The following is a 22,548-nucleotide window of genomic DNA, read 5'->3' as shown; positions in this document are numbered from 1 at the left end:
CATTACTTCTTCCGCAATTCTTCTAATTTTCGCCGGGTATCCGCTGTTTCCCGCAGGCTTAGCGATTTAGTGTAAGCCTCGATGGCTTTTTGCTTTTCACCGGTTCCTGCATAAAAATCGCCTATGCTGTCAAAAGCATTGCCGCTTTGCGGATGGATATCAATGTTCCTTTTGAAAAGAGAAAAAGCCTCCTTTGTTTTTTTGCTACCCCAACAATAATAGGCAAGGCTATTCACCAATGACTCGGGCGGCACAACGGTGTACCCAAAGCGGTCTGATAGCATCTTGAAATGAGCCGAGAGTACCGAATCTATATTTAGCTCCGAGTGGCAGGCAAACGGGCTCGTTAAAAATGGATAATAATTAAACAAGTACCGTAGTGCATCGTATTCTGCGTTTAGCTCGATAGTGCCATGTCGTTCATTGGGGTAAAATTTATAGCTCCAGTTAAGCCCCCTGGGTTTCGCCTCTTTCAAAGCCTTAATAAAGGGTAACACAGACCGTGTTACGTTTGTACGCGGGTTAAGCGTGTCCTGCATTACTGTTATTGTATCCGTTCCTGGTGTCATGTTGTTAGCAAAGGCCACAAATAATGATTTCTTTGCGATATTAAGGGTTGATAATTGTTGCTGTGCCTGCTTCAACAGTTTTTTGTTATCCCACCACAAACTTGGGTCGATAACGATGTAGGCGTTAAATAATCCGGTGTGGTTAACGAGTGTATTTACGACCGTTAAACCGCCCAGCGAGTGCCCGCTGAAAACGCGATAGGGTGCGGTCGGGTAATGGCTGTCAACGTAAGGGAAAAGCTCATCGGTAATAAATCTTATAAATTTTTCGCCGCCGCCCGACACGTTGTCGCCTGCGACAGGGGTAGGTGTAAGGTCGCGCTGCCGCACGGTATTTGTTATGCCAACAATTATCATATCAGGAATCACACCCGCCATCTGCTGCACTATACCAACTGCTGAATTGAAATGGTCTTCGCCATCCAGGATATACAGCACCGGGTATCGCTCGTCCTTACCGCCATCCGGAATATGCATCAACAAAGCCCGCTTCTCATTCAGAACTTTCGAGAAAATAGTATCAACCGCGCCAATCACAATCCGGTTATCCGGTTTTTGTCCCATTGCCGAGATACAGATGGCGCAAAACAATAAGGTTGTAAATATTCTCATAATTCTTTTCTAAATTCACTAATTCACCAAATCGCTCATTCACTAATTAATCCCTCACCACTTTGTTGTTTTCTTGCCATCAACCTTTACCGGCTGATAAGGATGGTCGAGAAACTCCGCTATCAACACATCCCCTTCCCGGGTATTTAGCGCAGGTCCATGCGTTTTATCAGTAAACAGCACCCGCTGGCTGTTTGGCATATAATGGTGAATTACATCGTTATAAAATGCCGGGCAGTATGGGTCGGTATCCCCGGTTGACAGCAGGGCCGGCACATTTGAATACACCGGAGTTTTTGCGACTGGGTTTACAGGTTTTACGTTCCAGCAACTGCATAGCGGGTGGTTAACATTATTAAACCTGTACCCGGCAAGGTATGGAAATAGTTCGTTTTGTTTATCAATGAGGTGTTGGTCGGCGTACTGTATTTGCTCCGAGCAATACACCGAATAGCGCATGCCCAGCGTGTTACTTTTGCCTGCGTTAAAAATATCATCAAAATATCGCTTCATATACGCCTGCTGCTTACCGTCGATAACCTGTGTAATTAAATACGGTACATTTTTAAGCTGTCCGTTATCCTGCAGGTTGTTCATCAAAAAATCAATTAGCTCGCTGCGGTGATATTTTATAGTGACGCTGTCAGCGCTGCCTTTCTCCAAATATTTTATACTGAATTCCTTATTACCAATGGCGTTAAAATATTGCTTAAACCGCTGCTGTAAGTTGGCATACAATGGGTTATTTGTCGAGTCTCGGTCGCAATTACTAAACACTTTATTAAACGAAGCATTTATGCTGAACATGGCGTCTTCTTCGTAATTAATAAATCCTGGTAGTGCCGAATCAAGAATTACTGACCGTATATGCTGCGGATAATTTCGCAAAACAGTAAGCATCAGCCCGCCGCTGTACGAAATGCCCATCAAATTCAATGAATCGATATTGAGCGCGCGGCGTAAATCTTCAATGTCGGCAGCGTTCTCAATGGTGTTATAAGCTGATAGATCGTTACCGTCGCTAATTAGTTTTTTGCGGCACCTGGCCGCTTCTTTTGCAAGCGCGCTATCTACAGGCTGGTTTTTACGATAGGCGTCCTTGATGGCATCGCTAATACCATCGCACGACAGGCATGGCTGGGCATAGGAAGTCCCACGTTGTTCAAAGGCAATATAATCGCGGTTTTTGGAAAATTGGCGGTAATTGATAAAACGCACTCCTCTTAAAGAACTTGCCCCAGGCCCGCCCGAAGTATAAAGCACCGGGTCTTTTCGTTTATTGGGATTATTACTTTCAACAACAATAAAGGGCAGCTTAATGGTTTTTCCGGCAGGTTTGTTCCTGTTTTCGGGCACTATTAAGTAGGCGCAACGGGTTTTCAGGCTATCGTTTTTAAAGATGCAATCGCAAGGTTCTATTTTTGGGGTATATGATTTTTTTTGTTGTGCGGAGGATATATGATAGCTAAATATAATGCAGCAAAATAGTAGTAGAGTATGTTTTGTCATTTGTCGAGTAGTTAATACTTAGCAAAGTACGGGCATTAAAGGGCGGTTTTTTAGTAAAAAACGGACAATCTTAAAATACGAAAACAGCTAAACTATATTATACGTTAGCTTTTGCCCGGTAAATTTTACCACATCTTTGTAAAAATGGCTCATATCATAGTAGCCAAAATCGTAAGGGGTAAATATTTCTTTTTGATTTATATAGGCAGTTAATGCTACGCGGGTGCGCATAATGGAGAAATAGTTTTTTGGCGATGTGCCCACCACTTTATTAAAATACCGGTTGATGGTTTTCGAGGTGACAAACATCTTTTCGGCCATTTGCGAGGTGTTTATCTGCATACCGGCAGCATCATAATTTCCAATGCAATCAGTTACAAACTGCAGGTAATGGTCGCTATGGGAGCCTTTGTAACAACCTAGCAGGAAGCTTTGCATCAACTCCAGCCTTTCTTCAAAACACAATGGGTGTTTGATTTTTTTAAGCAGAGGCGGCGGTAATATTGTGTTTAAATCTATTACTTGCCCAATCAGAATTGCCTGGTTGATGCCCAGCACAGCTTCGAGCCCGCCGGGAAGAAATTTGACAGTGAAGATATGGTCGGTAGGCTGTTTAAACTTTTCAACGCTGGTATCGCGCAAAACCAAAATATCGTCATCAGCTCTAATTAAGTGCGTTTTGTCGGCTACCAATAAGACGTACGGTGTGCCAAGGTTTATCCAAAAAGTGGGGGTATAACTGGGGAACATTTTTACGCTTTTAAACTCAGGCGTTAAATTGTTCCTAAATAGATTTTCAGCAGGTGGCATCGATTCCGAAAAAAACTCAATGTGGGCAGCCAGTTCATCGCACGGAGCTGCAAATTGATGTACTTTACGGATATCGTTAAAAATCTCAACCATTTAAAAATAAGACGAAGGAAACTTGAAATAGTTACAGGAAAGGGTAACAGGCACGATTTTAAAACAGGCAATAAATAAATAGTTTTTTCGCAAAGCGAATTAAACAATTTTAACCAAAAAACCTTTTAGCTTTGGCCTTTCAGCTTTCATCCTTATGAACAAGATACTCTGCTTCGGCGAAATACTTTGGGATACTTTTGGCGACGAAAAAGTTGCCGGCGGCGCGCCTATGAATGTTGCACGCCACCTGGTGCAGCAACACATGGATGTTTTATTTGCCAGCAGGGTTGGTAAAGATACGTCCGGTGATGGGTTGCTGGAATTTTTAAAAGGCAATGGCCTGTACAGCGAACTCATACAGGTTGATGAAAAGCTGCCATCCTGCGAAGTAACTGTGCAATTGGACAGCCAGGGCGTGGCCACCTACATTATCCCCGAACCCGTATCATGGGATAACATTCAAACCGAATCGGCCCTTACAAAAGCAGCTGCCCAGGCATCGGCAATTGTGTATGGCAGCCTCGCCTGTCGCGAAGGAATAACCCGCGATACGTTACTAAACCTCCTACAGGAAACCACCGCGCTAAAAATATTCGACGTAAACCTGCGCGCGCCACATTTTACCATGTCGACTATTGAAACGCTGGTTGCCGGCGCCGATGTAATAAAAATGAACGAGGATGAAGCGGCCCTGCTGATCGGCAGCAATACCAGCGACCTGAAAGAAAATATCATTGAGTTTCAGAAGAAATATCACCCCAAAACGATTTGCGTTACCCGTGGCGAACATGGCGCCATGGCCTGGCACGACTACGAATTTTACGAACACCCTGGCTGCCCGGTGAACGTTGTTGACACGGTAGGCGCCGGCGATGCTTTCCTGGCTGCGTTTGTATCGGGCCTGTTAAAAAATGAGCCCATGCAGGGGGTAATTGAGAAAGCGTGTTTGGTAGGCTCGTATGTTGCAGGTAAACGCGGTGCGAACCCTATCTACGATGAGAGTCTTTTAGCAAAGTTTTAAATCAATATCCAAATCCAATCCTGCTAATCGAAAATTCCACCATCAGGGGGCTTGGGGGGCTTTTGTCATATTCTCATAACAATTCCATCTAAAACCTTTTTTTAAAAACTTTTACAAATAATATTCCGTTATTTTATATCAGAAAGGGCATTGTATGCGTGGATTCGAATTTTCGAAATTTAAACCCAGCCAGATTCAAAAAGGCGGGTTTGAAGAATTACTGAAATTATTCCTGGAGTTGCTTAACTATACCGCCGGCGATGCTGGCGAAGCTTTGGCTTGGATGAATGAGCTTGATAAGCAATATAACCTTACCAACGATGAGTATGGTATGGGCGATTTCATCGATGAGCTAAAGCAAAAAGGATACTTAAGCGAGGAGGAGCAAAGTGGTGGTTTCAGCATCACTGCTAAAACCGAGCAAAGCATCAGGCAGTCGGCATTGGAGGAGATTTTTGGGAAACTGAAAAAATCTGGGAAGGGGAATCACCGGTCGCCGCAATCAGGGCAGGGGGACGAGAAAAATGCTGAGCGTCGCGAGTTTGAATTTGGCGACAGTCTCGACCAGATCAACATGACCCAGTCGATCCATAACGCACAGGTTAACCATGGCATCGGCGATTTTATGATGACTGAACGTGACCTGGAAGTTGAAGAGATGGATTACAAAACCCTTACTTCGACCGTGCTGATGATTGATATTTCGCACTCGATGATATTGTATGGCGAGGACAGGATCACCCCTGCAAAAAAGGTAGCCATGGCGCTGGCTGAACTTATCCGCACCAAGTACCCTAAGGATACTTTGGATATTGTTGTGTTTGGTAACGATGCCTGGCCGATAACCCTAAAAGACTTACCGTATTTGCAGGTTGGCCCCTATCATACCAATACCTATGCCGGCCTCGAGCTGGCTAACGATTTGCTGCGGCGCCGTAAAACGCACAACAAGCAAATATTTATGATTACCGATGGTAAGCCCACCTGCTTAAAAGAGGGTACTAAATATTATAAGAACAGCATAGGGCTCGACAGGAAAGTGGTTAACAAAACCCTTAACATGGCTGCCCAGTGCAAACGGCTGAAAATACCCATTACCACATTTATGATTGCCAAAGACCCATACCTGCAGCAATTTGTTCGTAAATTTACCGAGACAAACGGCGGTAAAGCTTTTTACAGCTCGCTGAACGGCCTGGGCGAATATATTTTTGAAGATTACATCCGTAACAGGCGAAAAACAGTAAGATGATTTCTTAATTTGAAGATGTGTTAATTTGAAAATTTGAAGATGAATTGATTCTTCATTTTCAAATCATCAAATCGTGAAATTTTCAAATCGGATAATCATCAAATTGACAGCATATGAAAGTTGAGCAGATAAATCACCTTGTATTAACGGTGAAAGACATTGACGAAACCTGCAATTTTTACAGGGATGTTTTGGGTATGGAGGTTGAAGAATTTACAGCGCGAAAAAAGGCACTGAAGTTTGGCAACCAGGGCCTCAGCCTACGCCAAAAGGGCAGGAGCTTTGATTTGGAAGCTGATAAGCCTACGCCTGGCTCGCTTGATATTGGTTTTACGGTTGCAGAGTCGATAGAGCAAATAAAAGCTGAACTTGAGAGTAGAAACATAGCAATTGAGGGGCTGGTTGAACGCCGTAACGCGGCAGGCAAAACCACCTCCATTTATTTCCGCGACCCCGATAGAAATTTAATCGAGGTAAGCAATCACATAGCACATTAGCATTAGATGAATAAAAAAGATATAACCACCCTCGGGCAGTTAAAAAAAACAGATTACAAAAGCCGGTCGGTGAAGGATGAATTGCGCGAGAACCTGATTAAGCAATTGCAAAACGGCGAAGGCGGATTTGAAGGCATAGTAGGATTTGAAGACACGGTAATACCCGATTTACAAACTGCGATACTATCGCGCCATAACATTTTGTTGCTTGGCTTGCGTGGTCAGGCCAAAACCCGTATTGCGCGCTTGCTGGTTAATTTGCTGGATGAGTGGATGCCATACATTGAAGGTTCTGAACTGTACGATGACCCGCTGGCACCGATATCGTGGTTCGGGCATCATGAATTATTAGCCAAAGGCGATGACACGCCGATAGGCTGGGTGCACCGCTCCGAACGTTACACTGAAAAACTAGCTACCCCTGACGTTACCGTTGCCGATTTGATTGGCGATGTAGACCCCATAAAGGCGGCCACCATGAAGCTTAACTACTCCGATGAGCGTGTTATCCACTTCGGGCTAATTCCACGTGCACACCGCGGCATATTCGTAATTAATGAGCTGCCCGATTTGCAGGCGCGTATACAGGTATCGCTGTTTAATATTTTACAGGAGCGGGATATTCAAATCCGAGGCTTTAAGCTGCGCTTGCCGCTGGATATACAATTTGTGTTTACTGCCAATCCCGAGGATTATACTAACCGTGGTTCGATAGTTACGCCGCTGAAAGACCGTATTGAAAGCCAGATATTAACCCACTACCCACGCTCGGTTGAAATTTCGCGCAAAATAACCCAACAGGAAGCATCCCTCTCTGCTGACCAAAGGGCAACCGTTGAAGCTGATGGCCTGGTAAAGGATTTGGTTGAACAAATTGCTTTTGAAGCCCGTAATTCGGAATACATCGATAAAAAATCGGGCGTATCAGCCAGGTTAACGATATCAGCCTATGAAAATTTAATCAGCAACGCAGAAAGGCGGATGTTGATCAATAAAGAAAAAACTACTGCTGTTCGCATTTCAGACTTTTTGGGTGTGATCCCGGCCATTACCGGTAAAATTGAGCTGGTATACGAAGGCGAGTTGGAAGGGCCCGGCAAAGTGGCTAATATCCTTATCGGTAAAGCCATAAAAACGCTGATGGTGCAATTTTTCCCTGACCCGGAAAAAGCCAAAAAAGCCAAAGCACCAAACCCATATGCCGAAATTATCAATTGGTTTGGCGACGGGAACAACCTTTCGCTGGTTGATGAGTTGCCTTTGCAGGAATATAAAAAAGCGCTTAACTCTGTTCCCGGTTTAAAGGCGCTGGTTAAAAAATTCCATCCGCGGCTAACCGAAAGCCAGGATTTGTTGCTGATGGAGTTTGTGCTGCATGGCTTGTCGGAGTTTTCGCAATTAAGCAAAGGCTTTTTGGATAACGGATTTGCGTTCTCGGATATGTTCAACAGTTTGTTTAATTTGCAGCCTGATGACGACGACCTTGATATAGATGATGATCGTTATTAATCGTAAATTTCCAGCTGATAATGAATGGATTACACCTGCAGGTATTTTTACTTGTTGCCGCACTTTTATTGATCGACTTGTATGTTTTAAGCGGTTTAAAAGGTGCATCGAAAAAATGGAAATTCCTGCAAAAAAAGCGCTTTCCACTGTATTATTGGATGTTTTCCACTTTCCTGATTGCCGACCTGTTTTTCGTTGTTTACGTAAAAATGGGCGTGATGGGCAGGGTGGGGCTTATTACATTTTTTTTCCTGGTGTTCCTTTTCAAAATATCGTTTGTCCCATTTATTGCAATAGATGATTTAAGGCGGTTAGTCATATCCATAAAAAAACGAATTGCAACGCGTAGTGGCGTATTGCATACGCCCACGAATATACCCGGACAAACAGCAACATCAACTGCAGCACCAAAAAACATTCCCGATATCCCACGGTCCGAGTTTTTAATGAAGGCAGGTTTGCTGGCAGGCGTAGTGCCATTGGCCGCCTTAAAACTCAATATGAAAAGCGGGCTATATGATTATCATATCAAAAGGCAAAAGCTGTATCTCCCTAACTTGCCGAAAGCATTTGACGGGATAAGACTGGGGCAAATATCCGACATTCATTCCGGTAGTTTTTTTAATAAAACAGCGGTGCTTGGCGGAGTGGAGATGCTGATGCGGGAAAAGACCGATTTTATATTTTTCACCGGCGACCTGGTAAACTCTATGAGTAACGAGGTTAAAGATTACATCGAGATTTTTAACAAGGTAAAAGCGCCACTGGGTGTTTATTCGTGCCTTGGTAACCACGATTATGGCGACTATGCATGGTGGCCCAACGCCGCAGCCAAACAAAAAAACCTGGAAGAAATTATCGGCGCACACAAAACACTGGGCTGGGATTTGCTGATGAACGAGAACCGCCGTTTAAAAGTCGATGGGGAAGAAATAGGAATACTCGGCATTGAAAACTGGGGCGAACTGAGCCGTTTTCCAAAATACGGCCGTATGGACCTCGCAGTCAAAAACACTGGTGATTTGCCGGTAAAGTTACTGCTATCACACGATCCATCACATTGGCGGGCACAGGTGCTGCCGCAGTATCCTCAAATTGACGCAATGTTTTCGGGCCATACGCATGGCATGCAAATGGGCGTACGGACAGAGCATTTTCAATGGAGCCCGATACAATATATTTATAACGAATGGGCCGGGCACTATCAACAGGGCCGGCAGCAATTATATGTTAACGTTGGCTATGGCTTTTTAAACTTTGCCGGAAGAATTGGAATATTGCCGGAGATTACGATATTTGAACTAAAAGCCGGGAATGCACCTGTGGGAAAACAGTCCTAAGTTTGTAGTCTTAAGTCCTGAGTGGGATTATGGTTTTCTGACTTAAGACTCAAGACTACGGACTTAAAAAGACTACCATCAATCGAAAATGAAAAAAACATTTTATTCTGTTTTTGATTTTCTGCTGTTCAGTAATATTTTCATGTCACTTTGTGCCGTTGCACAGGGTCTGCTTACATTTTACCTCATCGGTGCCAAGCCGATGTTACCTGTTCTGGGCCTTTTATTTACGTCAACATTAGGCATTTATAACTTCAGTATCCTGGCCACCAAAACCGGCGACCCGCTTAAATCACCGTATTTACGTATAAGATGGTTTTTTGGACACTACCGGTTAATGGTAACATTCACCATCGTGTCACTGCTTTCGTTAATCCCGCTGTTTGTTTTGCTTTCGATGGAGTCGCGGATACTGCTGATATTTTTAGGTATTATTTCCTTTTTCTACAGCATCCCGCTATTTACCATCGGCGATCAAAAATTCGGGTTGCGGCACATACCCTGGTTAAAACAGTTTATGATAGCCCTGGTATGGACGATGAGTATTGTTTTGCTGCCGGTGCTGGAAGCGCAGCATTTTCATTTAACAACCATCAGTCTGCGTGATATTACCATATTAATAGCCAAACGCTTTCTGTTTATCGCAGCCTTAACCATCCCTTTTGATATCCGCGATTTGTTTGACGACCGCAAATCGGGGTTAAAAACAGTGCCCACCGTTTTAGGCGAAAAAAATGCCTACCTGTTTTGCCAGATATTGCTGGGCGGGTATATTATCCTGTTGCTCCTTTTTAAAAATCATACCATTGGACACGATTTTTGGGCTTTGGCGCTTTCAGTCATCTTAACCGGCTGGCTCATCTTCAAATCAAAATGGGAGAAGAATGAGTATTATTACTTTTTTTGTATGGACGGCGTACTGATACTGCAATATTTGTTGGTCCTATTGTTTAATTGGATTTGGGGATATTTTTAACCCTAATAAATCTGATTTCCACATTAACTACTCCGCCACCGGCAATTCAATACTGCTTGCAAATTGCGCCGAATGATACACCTTCTGCGTGGCCGGTTGATAATCACTTTCCTTTGCTTCAAAAATATTAGGCACATACTTTTGCGGGTTGCGATCGATAATAGGGAACCAGGTGCTTTGTACCTGTACCATGATTTTGTGGCCTTTTTTGAACATGTGGTCGGCGGCGTGTAAATCAATAGTGTATACCTCAACTTTGTTGGGCGTAATAGCCTCCGGGTTACTAAAACTATTTCTAAACCGTCCCCTAAAAACGTCGTCGGCAATCATTAACTGGTAACCCGACATTTTTGGTTCTTTCTTATAATTTTCCGGGTACACATCTATCAGTTTTACCACCCAGTCAGCGTCGCTGCCGGTTGTGGCGGCATATAGTTTGGCAATCACGTCACCGGTTATGGTTACATCCTGCGTTAGCGTATCGGTTTTCCACGTCAGTACATCGGGACGGCTGTCAACGAAACGCTGATCGTCGGTAAGCCACGTATACCAGCGTGAGCCGGGGCCGTATGTTTCCTCAATTGGCCTTGCACGGTAGGGCACCGGTTTTGCCGGATCGGATACATAACTGTCAAATGGCTTTGCCTCTTTTGCTGATGGCTTGTCGAAAGATAGTTTACCGTTGCTGTGAAAATAAATATTTTTGGTGGCAACATCTTTTGGCGGCCAGGCCGAGTAGTTCTTCCATTTGTTTGAACCGGTTTGAAAAGATATTACTTCGGCAAATTTGCCATCGCCTTTATCCTTCAAATACCAGGCAAACCATTTGGCCTGTATCTCTTTCCTGAAATAAGTTGCTGTAGGCTCTTCAAACTTTATGTTGCCCAGGCTCCGGCCATCGCCGCCTGCCCAGCCGCCATGGCGCCATGGGCCCAGCACAATGAAATTCTGATTTTTTGTATCCTTTTTTTCTAAAGCTTTATAGGCATCCTGGGGGCCAACCATATCTTCCTGGTCCCACCAGCCGCTAACATGCTGTATAGCAAGCCGTGGATAGTCCAACCGCGATTTTAGCGCCTGCTTTTTCCAGTAGGCATCGTAATTTGGGTGGATAGTAAAGTTGTTCCAGCTGGGCAACTTGTCGTGGATGTATTTTTTGTTCATGTTTGATAATGGCCCCAGCTTCAAATACCAATCGTAGGTATCATAATTGCCAAATTGGTAAAGCGAATCTGTCTTTGATATTTCTTCCATAAAAGCATATTCAAAAGCATAGCTTAAACGGAATGCCCCGTTATGGTGCAAATCATCATTCATAAACATGTCCGAAGGTGTTGCCTGTTCTGAAACGGCCTTTAATGCCGGATGTGGGTCGAGTGCGGCTATGATGGTTGTCCAGCCATCGTATGATATACCGTACATGCCTGCTCTGCCGTTGTTGTCCGGGATGTTTTTTAACAGCCAGTCTATCGTATCATAAGTATCGCTGGCTTCGTCAATGGCTTTAGGATTGCTTTTGTCCCTGCTAAAGCGCATCATCGCATACTTACCTTCCGACAAGTACCTGCCCCTTATATCCTGGAAAACAAAAATATAGCCGTCATCAGCCATGTCCTTAACGTAGCCCTGTTTTTCAGGGCTGGGATATTCGTTAACACCGTAGGGCGTTCGCAATATTAAAAACGGTAACTTTTCAGTTTGTCCTTTTGGTGAAAATATAACAGTGTGCAATTTAATGCCGTCGCGCATGGTTATCATTTCTTCCCGGCGGTTGTATTTATCCTCTGGTTTTACCTGTTGGGCCTTTAAACTAAAAACGTCGAACAGTAAAACACCAAAAAGGCTGACTCTTATAAATAATACTTTCATCTTTGCTGAGTTAAGGTTATTAAAGATAGGTAATTCGTTGATTAAGTTGATTAAGTGAGTGGTTAAGTGGGTTAAAATAATTTTGAACTAAAAAGTGGCTTCCAACTATAATAATTCAGCGTGGTTTTATGATAGGCTTTCGCGACTGGTTTACGGGCGGGCTTTGATAAACGCGCAGGTTTACTTACTGCAATTTGTGCCTGCCAATAGTGCCGTTTTGATAGTTGGCGGCGGCACCGGTTGGATACTGGAAGAATTAACCAAAATACACCCATCGGGCCTCGGCATAACTTATGTGGAGATTGCTGCCGATATGATGGCCCGCTCCAGGCGACAAAATACCGGGCTAAACAGCGTTGTTTTTATTAATGACGCCATTGAAAATGTAGGTATTAATAGGGAATTTGATGCAGTGATAACACCTTTTTTATTTGATAATTTTACAGAAGCAACTGCACAAACAGTGTTCAACTATATCCATCAGTTGCTTAAGCCTGGCGCGATTTGGCTTAATGCCGATTTTCAACTTACCGGCAAATGGTGGCAAAGTGTTTTATTAAAAGCTATGTTTTTATTTTTCAGGATTCTTTGCAAAATCGAAGCATCGGAATTGCCGGATGTGGACCGGCTTTTTACTTCGGGTGGCTTTAAGGCGCTTGAGGGAAAATGTTTTTATGGTGATTTTGTGGTGGCGAAAATCTACAAAAAAAGGTAGAGACACAAAGTATTGTGTCTCTACAAGGAGGGCTGTTTACCCGTTATAAACAAACTTATAACCAATACCCCTCACCGTTTGCAAATATTGCGGCGAATCTGGATTTGATTCAATTTTTTTACGGAGGCGCACTATGTGCATATCAAGGGTGCGGGTGTTTACATCGGCGTTATAACCCCAAACTTCCATCATCAATTCCTCGCGATTAATTACCTTGTTCTTATTTTTTAGGAAGTACAGCAATATGCGGTTTTCCAGTATGGTCAGTTCAATTTTACGCCCCTCTTTAACAAGCAGGTGTGTATTGGGCAAATGCTCCATATTGGCAAATTTGTACGACTCGGTTTTCTCGCTGTTTAACGAGAATTTTATCTTATTGTCAATCATAGCCACCAATACGTCCATATTAAACGGCTTGATGATATAATCGCTTACACCGAAATTGTAGGCCTCAATTTTGTCCACATCCTGTCCTTTGGCGGTCATCATAATAACAAGATTGTCGAAACCTTTCTGACGTATATTGGTGCAAACTTCCGAACCTTGTTTGCCTGGTAGCATCCAGTCGAGCAAAACAATTTCGGGCAATTCGCTCAAAATTATTTTCTCGGCATCATCACCATTGGCGGCTTCCAAAACTTTATAACCTTCGCTTTGCAAGCGCTCAGATACCAGGAAACGCAGGTTTTCGTCATCTTCAACCAGCGCAATTTTTATTTCTTTATTCATATCTCAATTTTCGTAAGGTAAGGTAACTATAAACTCCGAACCTTCTTTTACTTTACTGTTAACAATTATCTCTCCGTCCATAAAATTAACCAGTTCTTTACAAAAAGCCAAGCCGAGGCCCACGCTCCCGTTTTGATTATACTGATTTTCTATCCTGTAAAACTTTTTAAATACGTTTGTCAGTTCATCTTTTTGTATTCCTATGCCCCGGTCTCTAAACGAAAAAACTATATTTCGCTTGTTGCTGCCTACGTGTATGGCAAGCTCTTTTTTATGCGGATGCGAATATTTATACGCGTTCTCTATCAGGTTTTGAAAAACGCTACCCAGTAGCACCGGGTCGGTATAAAACGTGTCTACCTTTCCAAAAGCGAAGCTGATTTTAAAATCCGGGTATTTTATCCGGAAAGTTTCAATGTAACTTTTTACAAAATGCTCAACATCAATTTGTTCCCTTTTTATATCTATTGATTTATTTTCGAGCTGAGTAAATGAAAGAAGTTTGTTCATTAACTCGTTCAGTTTATCGGCCTCCTCATTTAAAATCCTGCCGTATTGTTTGCGCTGGCGTTCGGTTAGCTCGCTGTCACCGCTCAGGTTCGAGCCGGCTATTTTTATAACGCTTACCGGCGTTTTAAATTCATGGGTAAAGTTGTTAATAAAATCGTACTGCAATTTAAACAGCTTAACGTTAACGCTCAGGTTGCGGTAAATAAGCCAGCCAATAAGCACCAGGAAGCAATAAATTAACAGTACTAAGGCGCCGATAGGCATAAACCTGCGATTAATCTCAGCATTAAGATAATTCGGCGCCGAACGGAAATAAAGCTTATAGTCGGAAAATGCGCCCGGAAGCGTTACTTCTGTCACCATAGTGCCGCTGGGGTTATCGGGCGGATCGTACACAACGGGTTGTAAGGTTACTTCCTGGTATAATTCTTTGTGCGTGTTTTTTATTTTAAGAAGGTATGGATCTAAAAAAAATGTCATCATATTTTGTTTTGAATATGATGTGGAGTTAGGGTGCCGTTGCAGTTCTCTTATTATTTTTACGTCCTCACGTCGTAATATATTCGAGTAGCTTATTTTATCGTGCTTTATGTCATAAAAAGTCCGGAATATTTCATCTGCAGTAGAACCGCGTAGCGTATCCGTTTGGGCAATATAATTGCCGAGTTTGGTAGCCATTAATTCAAAGTCGGGCTCACTGGTAGTATTCCAAATTCTAATCCCCTGGGCCCTTCCATTTTTTTGCCAGTATTGATACATGGCATTTATTGAAATTCCTAAGTTGTTTTTAATAATAACGCCATTTTTTTGGTTGCCAATTTGTACATCATAAAAAACGATCCGTTTCACAAAATCATAGTTTCGGAATACAGAATCGGTATAGCGGGCAGCTGCAGTTGAGTCCATAAAGCCCTGGTACGATGTAATTTGCGGTATAGTGTTATTAAAAAAATTACCATATGGCTTAACGGTTTGTTCCTGCACATCAATTTTTTTCGATGCAAATTCATTTTCAACATACTTAGCATTAAGGTAATAGGATACGATAAGGGCAATTATAAAAGTTATCGATATAAGTATCAGGAAAATGATAATTAATGAAAAGTTTTTTCGGTAAGTGGTGGCCTGCTTTGTCATAAAAACAGGTTTTATTGTTTTACCCGCATATTCTCGTCCAGGAACTTCTCAATCTCGGTATACATCTCGGTACGGTTTGCCTGGCTGCGGAACGTGGTACGTTCCATTGGTTTTAAAAAATATCTAACCTTATCGCTTCCGTTTTGTTTTTGCAGTTCGCGCACAAACTGGTTTAACTCGCTAATGTTTGCACGGTCGTCCCTGGCGCCCTGGAAAATAAGCAGCGGCGCGCGTATTTTATCGGTATTAAATACCGGTGATATAGCCCTGAGCTGACTGGCATCAGTTTCAGGGTTACCAACCCGTTCATATGTCATCTGTACCATCGGCTTAAAAAATGGCGGCGCGTCCTTTATATAGGTGAAGAAGTTAATCAGCCCGTGTTGTACAATAGCACAATTATATAATTGAGGATGAAAAGAGACACCATACAAGGCAGAAAAGCCTCCAAAACCGCCGCCGAAAATGGCGATTTTCTTTGGGTTCGCTGTTTTATTTGCAATAAGCCAGCTTACTCCATCGGTAATATCCTGTTGTATTTTGCCGCCAACTTCTTTAAATCCAGCACTATGGAATGCCTTGCCAAAACCGGTTGATCCGCGGTAGTTTACCTGGAAAACAGCATAGCCCCGGTTAGCTAAAAATTGCACTTCGGGGTTGTAGCCCCAGCCATTATGGAGAAATGGCCCGTCATGCGGCATCACTACCACCGGCAGGTTGGTGGTTTTTGTGCCAAGAGGAAGTGTAAGATAACCGTTAATCACCATGCCATCTCCAGCTTTGTAGCTAATGGGTTGCATCGTGCTCAGTTCGTCTTGCTTAAGATCCGGGTTTATATCGCCCAGTTTGCTAAGTTTTCCGGTACTGCGCTCAAACAGGTAATACGAGCCCGGGTTACGGTCGGTGTAGGTAAAGACAATAAATTTATTTTCGGCACTATCCCTGTCGGCTATATCAACCTCGTTGCCCTTCAACTCGGCATTTAATTTATCATAAATGCTTTTTATATCCGGGTCCAGGTAATGGGTTTGAGGTTTTGCTGCATCCCATGATACTAACTCAATTTTATGCGTGTTTTTTGAATAATCCCAGCTTTGGATGTCTGCATTGTCGTTAGCAAAAATCACTTTACGCTCCTTGCCATCCTCGGCATTGATCTCAACCAGGGCCGATTTGTCACGATTGACGTTTGACAATGCATAGAAGTGGTTTTTCTCCCCTGTAAAGGCTATAGGCCTTACTGACGTTTTGAAATTGTTAGCTATAATACGTTTAAACGGGGTATCATCATTAGGGCGATAGAGTATGCTTTCGTCAACACCGTCCGATGCCCTCACCAGTCGTATTTTTCCATTGGCGTCGGGATACCATTGAGTTATATTACCAGGGTTTATCAGGTAAGGTTTTAGCTCGCCGGTTTTGATATTCAACCTGTAAATATCAAAATTGGCCGGGTCGCGCTGGTTCATCCTTACAGTGATAATGTCCGGTTCGTGCCTGTCGCGCCCTAAAATGGCGATCCGCACTTTATTCTGAGAAATAATGAGTGATGTTTTTAAGGTGAATATGTCCAGGGCAAACATTTTTATTTCGTCGGATGCGATATTGTCCTGGAAAAAAACTATTTCATTATTATATGTCCAATAGTAATCGCCCCTAACCGAATAATCGGTAAACGAAGTGCCCATTCGCACCTTACCATCGGTCAGCGACTGGATAAATAAGTTTTGTTTATCCTTAAAAGGCTTCAGGTATGAAAGGTATTTGCCATCGGGAGATATGCGATAGGCAACTTTTTCGGGTGTTTTAAAAAAGTCAATTATAGCTATCTGGCGCGCATGTTGCTTGCAGGCACTCAGTGCGGCCATTAAAACAAATAAAAATATTCTCAGATGCTTCAACATCAGTGTATACTCCAGAGGTTTATTAATCAGGTTAAATTATACAATAAACTCTATCTATTCAAACTGTCACTACAATTTTACCGCGCGCAATTTTAAGATTTAAGCAATTGAAAATGTGCTAAATTGATAATTTGAAAATGAAAAATGCGTTTGATGGTATAATAACAAAGAAATCGGCGTTGATTATCAAATTGCAAATCATCAAAATACCTCGTCAGTAAATCAATAAAAATCTTCAAATAAAAAACATATTTTTGAAAAGATGAAGAAAGTCCTCTTATGTTTTTTATTTCTATTCGCAGCCGCTCCCCGGCTGTTTGCCCAGGATAATGACCTTTTGCTGGCTAAGCAGTACGCCGCTAATGGCGACCCACAAAAGGCTTTCGACATATACCAAAAACTGTATAAGCAAAATAACGAAGAGTATTTTACTGTTTACATGAGCAGCCTGATTGAGCTCAAAAAGTTTGACGAAGCTGTTACAACCGCAAAAAAAATGGTGCGTAAGCACCCTGAAGAAAAGCAATACAACATAACTCTTGCCAATGCCTATACGCAGCAAGGCCAGGTTGAGAAAGCAAACGCCATATATGATGAACTTATTAAAAACCTGCCGCCCGACCAAGCGCAAATAAGTATGCTGGCCTCGTTATTTTACCAGAACGCAAATGTTGATTATGCTATAAAAATATTTTTACAGGGTCGCAAGCTGCTGAAAAACGAGCAGGTCTTTTCTTACGAATTGATAAATCTTTACCGCTATAAAAGGGATAAGGCTGCCCTGGTTGAAGAGTATATGAATTTTTTGCCGACAAACCCGCCGTTTATAAACCAGGCAGAAAACACCATGTCGAATTTATTTGAGGGGCCGGTCGATTATGACATATTAAAGGCAGCATTATTGAAACGTATTCAAAAAGATCCGCAGCAAACCATATACCCCGAATTACTCACCTGGCAATTTTTGCAACAGCGGCAGTTTGACATGGCGCTGAACCAGGCACTGGCCATGAGCCGACGGCAAAACGATGATGGCGCCAATATTTTTGAGCTCTGCCGTACCCTGGTTAGCAACGAAGCTTATGATGCAGCAATCCGCGGATATGAGTATTTGGTAAGTAAGGGGAAAGATAATTCGTTATACATACCCGCTAAAATCGAGTTGATAAACACCAAAAATTTAAGGGTAACGTCAGGGAAATATGTTAAGGAAGATTTGATCAGTCTTGAAAAGGATTATATCGATTTACTAACCGAGTTCGGCAAAAACGCCAACACTGTTTTTGCTATGCAGAAGCTAGCCAACCTGCAGGCTTTTAAGCTTCATAAAATAGCTGATGCAAAGGCGCTACTTGAAGACGCTGTAAAAATACCAGGCGTTAGGCCTGTCCTGCTGGCCAGTTGCAAGCTCGACCTTGGCGATGTTTCGCTATTGGACAATAAGCCCTGGGATGCCACTTTACTGTATAGCCAGGTTGAGATAGATTTTAAAAACACTGCAGTTGGCCAGGATGCCAAGTACCGGAATGCCAAGCTCGCCTATTATACCGGCGATTTTACATGGGCCAAAGGGCAGCTGGATGTGCTGAAAGCGGCTACGTCGCAGTTGATTGCTAACGACGCGTTAAATCTGTCGCTATTGATATCAGATAGTATTGTAGCCGATACCAGCGGAGCGCCCCTGAAAATTTATGCGCGCGCCGACCTGGCCCTTTTTGCCGAACAGCCCGAGAAAGCATTGATTACCCTGGATAGTATAGACGTAAAATATCCCAGTAACTCGCTTACTGATGATATTTTAATGGCGAAAGCACGGCTGTTTATTCAGCAGAAAAATTATGCCGATGCCGTGCCACTGTTAAAGAAAATTGCCGAAGAACACAGTTTTGACCTTTGGGCCGACGACGCCGTTTTTATGCTGGGCGACATTTATGAAAATCAGCTAAACGATAAAGAAAAGGCTAAAATCTACTATCAAAAAATTATTACCGACTATGCCGGAAGCCTTTACATCAATGAGGCACGCAAGCGTTTCAGGGTGCTGAGGGGGGATAAGAACGAAGCAGCCAGTTGATTAGGTCGATTAAGTGAGTAGTTGATTAAGTTCGAATGGCATGCAACTCTCCCTAACCAAATCAACTTAATCTAACTCAATCAACCAAAAAAATGTATTTTTGTCCTAATGATTATATTTAATGATACCGTAATAGTGGATGAATCAATCCACGAAAAATGGCTGAACTGGATGCAGGAAGTGTATATACCTGCTGTAATGGAAACCAGGCATTTTAAATCGTACCAGGTGCTTACCGTTATCGATTCGCCGAATGAGGGTGTTACTTATTGTGTACAGTATCATGCGGCAACAATCGAAGACTTTAATCAATTTTATTCCCGGCATTTACACCGTTTGCAGGATATTCACAACCAGGAATTTGAAAACCAATTTGTGATATTTAATACCCTGATGAAAACCGTCGACTAAAAATGAAAATAACAAACACCGATATAGAAGGGCTGTTGATAATTGAGCCCCAAATCTTTAATGATGACCGTGGTTATTTTTACGAAAGCTACAACAAGGCCAAATTCACTGATGCAGGGATAGCTGTTGATTTTGTGCAGGATAACCAGTCATTTTCGCGCAAAGGCGCTGTTAGGGCACTGCACGGTCAGGCTAACCCTTATGCACAAGGCAAACTGGTGCGGGTGATAAATGGCAGGGTATTAGACGTTGCAGTTGACATACGGAAAACGTCACCAACTTACGGCCAGCATTTCTCTATCGAGCTAAGCGGCGAAAACAAAAAAATGTTTTGGATACCTGCAGGCTTTCTGCATGGTTTCTCGGTACTAGAAGACAATACCATCTTCAACTACAAAGTAAATAACTACTACGATAAAAATTCTGAAATTGGCGTTATATGGAATGATCCTACTTTGAATATAGATTGGCGCCTGGCTCCAGGTGAAGCACGGCTATCGCCTAAAGACGAGCTTTTATCATCTTTTAAAGATTTAAAAAGTCCCTTCTGACCAGGATCAACGGATTTTGGCGCTTTTTCCGATTGTAAAAAATGGCTGGTTTGTTAACCAGAGGTAACTGATAAAAGGCCGGTATTTCTACCAGCCTTTTATCAAATATAATTCCTAAAATCTGTCAGTCCCAGTTACTGTTTTATTAAATTATACAATTCGTCCAGTTTGGGACTTAATATAATTTCAATCCGCCTGTTTTTTGAAAGTGCATCTGCCGTGGTGCCAGGATCAATTGGTTGGTATTGGCTTTTGCCGGTTGCAGTAAGCCTGTGAGGGTCAATCTTTTCAACTTCGGTAAGATAACGGCAAACCGATGTAGAACGAAGCACACTTAAATCCCAGTTATCCTTTATCTGCCCGAGATTAATTACTTTTTTATCATCGGTATGGCCTTCAACAGCAATGTTGATATCAGCTTCTTTATTAAGCACTGCTGCCAATTGTGCCAGTGCCTGCTTGCCGCGCGCATCAATTACAATACTGCCCGAAGGGAACAATAATTTATCAGTTAGTGACACGTAAACTTTGCCATTGCGGATATCAACTGAAAGGCCATTTGCCTGGAAACCAAGCAAAGCTTTTTGCAGTTTGTCCCTTAAAGCATTGGTAGCCTCATCGCGTTTCTTTAAGGCATCTTCCACTTCTTTTAGCCGGGCCTCACGTTTCTTTAGATCTGAAGATAGCGCGGTAACTTTTGACGAACTGGCATTATAATTATTATTCAGAGAATTGTACTTGTCGTTAAGGGCATTGTAGGTGCCTTTAAGCGATTCATTAGCACCCTGTGCCTCACGTATTTCGCGGTGCAGGCGCATAGTATCAGCGCGGAGCATAGCCACCGTATCAAATAAGGCGTTTGAACGCATGGATAGCGAATCGCGTTCGGCAACCAATGCCTTATATTTTTTTGGCGACATTACCACGCAGGAGTGGAGTGTCAAAAGTAAGACAGCTGAAAATAAAATATTCCTGGTTTTCATATTAAGGTTATTAAATATTTTAGGTGATGGCGTTATTTAAAAATACATTCAGTGGATAAATTTTGCTACATATTGTAGCTACGGTTTCAGGCGCGGCTTTTTTCATCAGGTCCTCATCCCTAAACTGGTGGAAGGCTACAAAACTCTTAAGTTTTAGCAAGTCAATATTCTCGTTGTCGGCGCCGTATTCGCGCGGCACAGTTTTAAGTGCATCCTGTTTTCTGAATTCGCCGAATAGCTTTTTAAACGCAGCATCGTCAACTATATTTTTAAGCTCGTGCGCATTATAGTCAATCTCCTGGCGTATCGCTTTTAAATGTGCAGCTTCAGGCATCCAATATCCCCCGGCAATAAATGAGTTGCCTGGTGCAATTTGCAGGTAGTATTCTGCTCCCCCAAGCCTTAACCCTTTGGCGGGTATGCTAATGCCGAAATTGTTTTTATAGGGTGTTTTGTCTTTTCTGAAACGTATGTCGCGGTAAATACGCATTACGCATTTTTTGGGATCGAGCGCGGCGTCAATTCCGGGGTCGACTTTGTGCATTAGTTTTAGCAGTTCCGCGGTGAAATCTATCACATTTGTGCGGGCGGCCTCATAGCGTTCCTTATTTACCTGGAACCATTCCCGGTTATTATTTTCAACCAGGTCTTTTAAAAAATCAAAGGTATGGCGTTGAATCATCAATATCTAAATGCGGCTGGTAATTTATCTTGGGTGACATCAAATATAAAAGCAAAACGCGGGAGTACCTGAAATTTATTGGCGACAGCACAAATAACCCGCCAATAATAGTCCCGGTGTAAAGCCATGGTGAACTGGCATTATGGGTAAGCAGGTACGTAAGTGCAACAATACCAAACCCTTCAAATACATTCAGCGCATAGCTTATATACATGGCGGCATAAAAATAACCCGGTTCAATTTCAAAGTGTAAATTGCAATGGGGGCAGACTTCATGAATTTTGTTGGATCCGAAGTTGTACATGCCTCCGCTAAACATAGCGCCCCGCCTGCAGCGTGGGCACTTGGTATGCAGCATTGCCCATGATTTTGATGTTTCGGCCATTTAGTAGTTCATGGTTGATGGTTTATAGTTCATGGTAAAATAGCATATCAGGCAACGAGCGGCTCATTAAATGACAGGCAGCTGCCATGAACTATGAACCATCAACTATGAACTAATTCAAATTCAACTTTTCGTTGCGAACTTCAAGACTAACATTTTTACGGCGATAATTTTTATACCAGATATATCCGCCCACGGCAACTACCAGGTAGGGGGCGCCCAACAAAAATAAAATGCCTTTGTTTAATCCCCTGGCGGCGTTACCACCATTTTTGGTATTGGTTTCAACCGTAGCGGCGCATTGGGCGCACTGGGCCTTAACCGGTTTGGCGCTAATTATCGCCATGCAAAACATAATGGAAAATATCAATGTTTTTACGCTTGCTTTCATGGTTGCAAATTTACAGTAT

At 42.7% G+C, this 22,548-nt stretch carries 21 protein-coding genes; 10 read left to right on the top strand and 11 right to left on the bottom strand.

Annotated elements, in window-relative coordinates:
- Positions 1–2: 2 nt before the first annotated feature.
- From NAF19_RS06175 to NAF19_RS06165, 3 genes are all read right to left on the bottom strand, one after another.
- Positions 3–1,181, bottom strand: coding sequence for an alpha/beta hydrolase-fold protein (locus NAF19_RS06175; RefSeq protein WP_252788945.1), 1,179 nt, complete (start codon positions 1,179–1,181; stop codon positions 3–5).
- Between the two features lie 54 nt (positions 1,182–1,235).
- On the bottom strand, positions 1,236–2,690 hold the full coding sequence (locus NAF19_RS06170) for an alpha/beta fold hydrolase (RefSeq protein WP_252788944.1): 1,455 nt from the start codon (positions 2,688–2,690) through the stop codon (positions 1,236–1,238).
- An 87-nt stretch (positions 2,691–2,777) separates the two neighbouring features.
- The gene (locus NAF19_RS06165) at positions 2,778–3,593 is read right to left on the bottom strand and encodes a helix-turn-helix domain-containing protein (protein ID WP_252788943.1); all 816 of its coding nucleotides are present in this window, start codon (positions 3,591–3,593) and stop codon (positions 2,778–2,780) included.
- A gap of 154 nt (positions 3,594–3,747) precedes the next feature.
- Here NAF19_RS06165 and NAF19_RS06160 point away from each other — a divergent pair, with 154 nt between their 5' ends.
- From NAF19_RS06160 to NAF19_RS06135, 6 genes are all read left to right on the top strand, one after another.
- A complete protein-coding gene (locus NAF19_RS06160) occupies positions 3,748–4,614 on the top strand; it encodes a carbohydrate kinase family protein (RefSeq protein WP_252788942.1) in 867 nt (288 codons plus the stop codon).
- A gap of 154 nt (positions 4,615–4,768) precedes the next feature.
- Entirely contained in the window at positions 4,769–5,866 is a 1,098-nt protein-coding gene (locus NAF19_RS06155; RefSeq protein ID WP_252788941.1) for a vWA domain-containing protein, read from the top strand.
- A 113-nt stretch (positions 5,867–5,979) separates the two neighbouring features.
- Entirely contained in the window at positions 5,980–6,363 is a 384-nt protein-coding gene (locus NAF19_RS06150) for a VOC family protein (protein WP_252788940.1), read from the top strand.
- 6 nt (positions 6,364–6,369) lie between these two features.
- Entirely contained in the window at positions 6,370–7,872 is a 1,503-nt protein-coding gene (locus tag NAF19_RS06145; RefSeq protein WP_252788939.1) for a sigma 54-interacting transcriptional regulator, read from the top strand.
- Between the two features lie 20 nt (positions 7,873–7,892).
- Positions 7,893–9,212 (top strand): metallophosphoesterase, encoded by a 1,320-nt coding sequence (locus tag NAF19_RS06140; RefSeq protein WP_252788938.1) that lies wholly within the window; start codon positions 7,893–7,895, stop codon positions 9,210–9,212.
- Positions 9,213–9,300: 88 nt separating this feature from the next.
- Positions 9,301–10,188, top strand: a complete 888-nt coding sequence (locus tag NAF19_RS06135; RefSeq protein WP_252788937.1) for a UbiA family prenyltransferase — start codon at positions 9,301–9,303, stop codon at positions 10,186–10,188.
- A gap of 27 nt (positions 10,189–10,215) precedes the next feature.
- Here NAF19_RS06135 and NAF19_RS06130 read toward each other — a convergent pair whose 3' ends face one another.
- Positions 10,216–12,057, bottom strand: coding sequence for a CocE/NonD family hydrolase (locus NAF19_RS06130; RefSeq protein WP_252788936.1), 1,842 nt, complete (start codon positions 12,055–12,057; stop codon positions 10,216–10,218).
- 94 nt (positions 12,058–12,151) lie between these two features.
- Here NAF19_RS06130 and NAF19_RS06125 point away from each other — a divergent pair, with 94 nt between their 5' ends.
- The gene (locus tag NAF19_RS06125) at positions 12,152–12,772 is read left to right on the top strand and encodes a class I SAM-dependent methyltransferase (RefSeq protein WP_252788935.1); all 621 of its coding nucleotides are present in this window, start codon (positions 12,152–12,154) and stop codon (positions 12,770–12,772) included.
- Positions 12,773–12,808: 36 nt separating this feature from the next.
- Here NAF19_RS06125 and NAF19_RS06120 read toward each other — a convergent pair whose 3' ends face one another.
- Genes NAF19_RS06120 through NAF19_RS06110 form a run of 3 tightly spaced genes read right to left on the bottom strand, consistent with a single transcriptional unit; the run spans position 12,809 to position 17,016 of the window.
- Positions 12,809–13,501, bottom strand: coding sequence for a response regulator transcription factor (locus NAF19_RS06120; RefSeq protein ID WP_252788934.1), 693 nt, complete (start codon positions 13,499–13,501; stop codon positions 12,809–12,811).
- 3 nt (positions 13,502–13,504) lie between these two features.
- Positions 13,505–15,148, bottom strand: coding sequence for a sensor histidine kinase (locus NAF19_RS06115; RefSeq protein ID WP_252788933.1), 1,644 nt, complete (start codon positions 15,146–15,148; stop codon positions 13,505–13,507).
- 11 nt (positions 15,149–15,159) lie between these two features.
- On the bottom strand, positions 15,160–17,016 hold the full coding sequence (locus NAF19_RS06110; RefSeq protein ID WP_252788932.1) for an alpha/beta hydrolase family protein: 1,857 nt from the start codon (positions 17,014–17,016) through the stop codon (positions 15,160–15,162).
- A gap of 298 nt (positions 17,017–17,314) precedes the next feature.
- Here NAF19_RS06110 and NAF19_RS06105 point away from each other — a divergent pair, with 298 nt between their 5' ends.
- The 3 genes from NAF19_RS06105 to rfbC all read left to right on the top strand — a co-directional run bounded on the left by NAF19_RS06105 (position 17,315) and on the right by rfbC (position 20,088).
- A complete protein-coding gene (locus NAF19_RS06105) occupies positions 17,315–19,126 on the top strand; it encodes a tetratricopeptide repeat protein (protein WP_252788931.1) in 1,812 nt (603 codons plus the stop codon).
- Positions 19,127–19,234: 108 nt separating this feature from the next.
- Positions 19,235–19,537, top strand: coding sequence for a DUF4286 family protein (locus tag NAF19_RS06100; RefSeq protein ID WP_252788930.1), 303 nt, complete (start codon positions 19,235–19,237; stop codon positions 19,535–19,537).
- A 2-nt stretch (positions 19,538–19,539) separates the two neighbouring features.
- A complete protein-coding gene (rfbC, locus tag NAF19_RS06095; protein WP_252788929.1) occupies positions 19,540–20,088 on the top strand; it encodes a dTDP-4-dehydrorhamnose 3,5-epimerase in 549 nt (182 codons plus the stop codon).
- Between the two features lie 134 nt (positions 20,089–20,222).
- Here rfbC and NAF19_RS06090 read toward each other — a convergent pair whose 3' ends face one another.
- From NAF19_RS06090 to NAF19_RS06075, 4 genes are all read right to left on the bottom strand, one after another.
- Complete coding sequence (locus NAF19_RS06090; RefSeq protein WP_252788928.1) at positions 20,223–21,071, bottom strand: OmpA family protein; 849 nt, start codon at positions 21,069–21,071, stop codon at positions 20,223–20,225.
- A 19-nt stretch (positions 21,072–21,090) separates the two neighbouring features.
- Complete coding sequence (locus NAF19_RS06085) at positions 21,091–21,753, bottom strand: DUF2461 domain-containing protein (protein ID WP_252788927.1); 663 nt, start codon at positions 21,751–21,753, stop codon at positions 21,091–21,093.
- On the bottom strand, positions 21,731–22,138 hold the full coding sequence (locus NAF19_RS06080) for a DUF983 domain-containing protein (protein WP_252788926.1): 408 nt from the start codon (positions 22,136–22,138) through the stop codon (positions 21,731–21,733). Before NAF19_RS06080 ends, NAF19_RS06085 begins: the two co-directional genes overlap by 23 nt.
- Positions 22,139–22,250: 112 nt before the next feature.
- Complete coding sequence (locus NAF19_RS06075) at positions 22,251–22,529, bottom strand: hypothetical protein (protein ID WP_252788925.1); 279 nt, start codon at positions 22,527–22,529, stop codon at positions 22,251–22,253.
- Between the last annotated feature and the right edge of the window lie 19 nt (positions 22,530–22,548).

The sequence above is a fragment of the Mucilaginibacter flavidus genome (assembly GCF_024055575.1).
Lineage (GTDB): Bacteria > Bacteroidota > Bacteroidia > Sphingobacteriales > Sphingobacteriaceae > Mucilaginibacter > Mucilaginibacter flavidus.
This window is presented reverse-complemented; position numbering and strand designations above follow the sequence as displayed.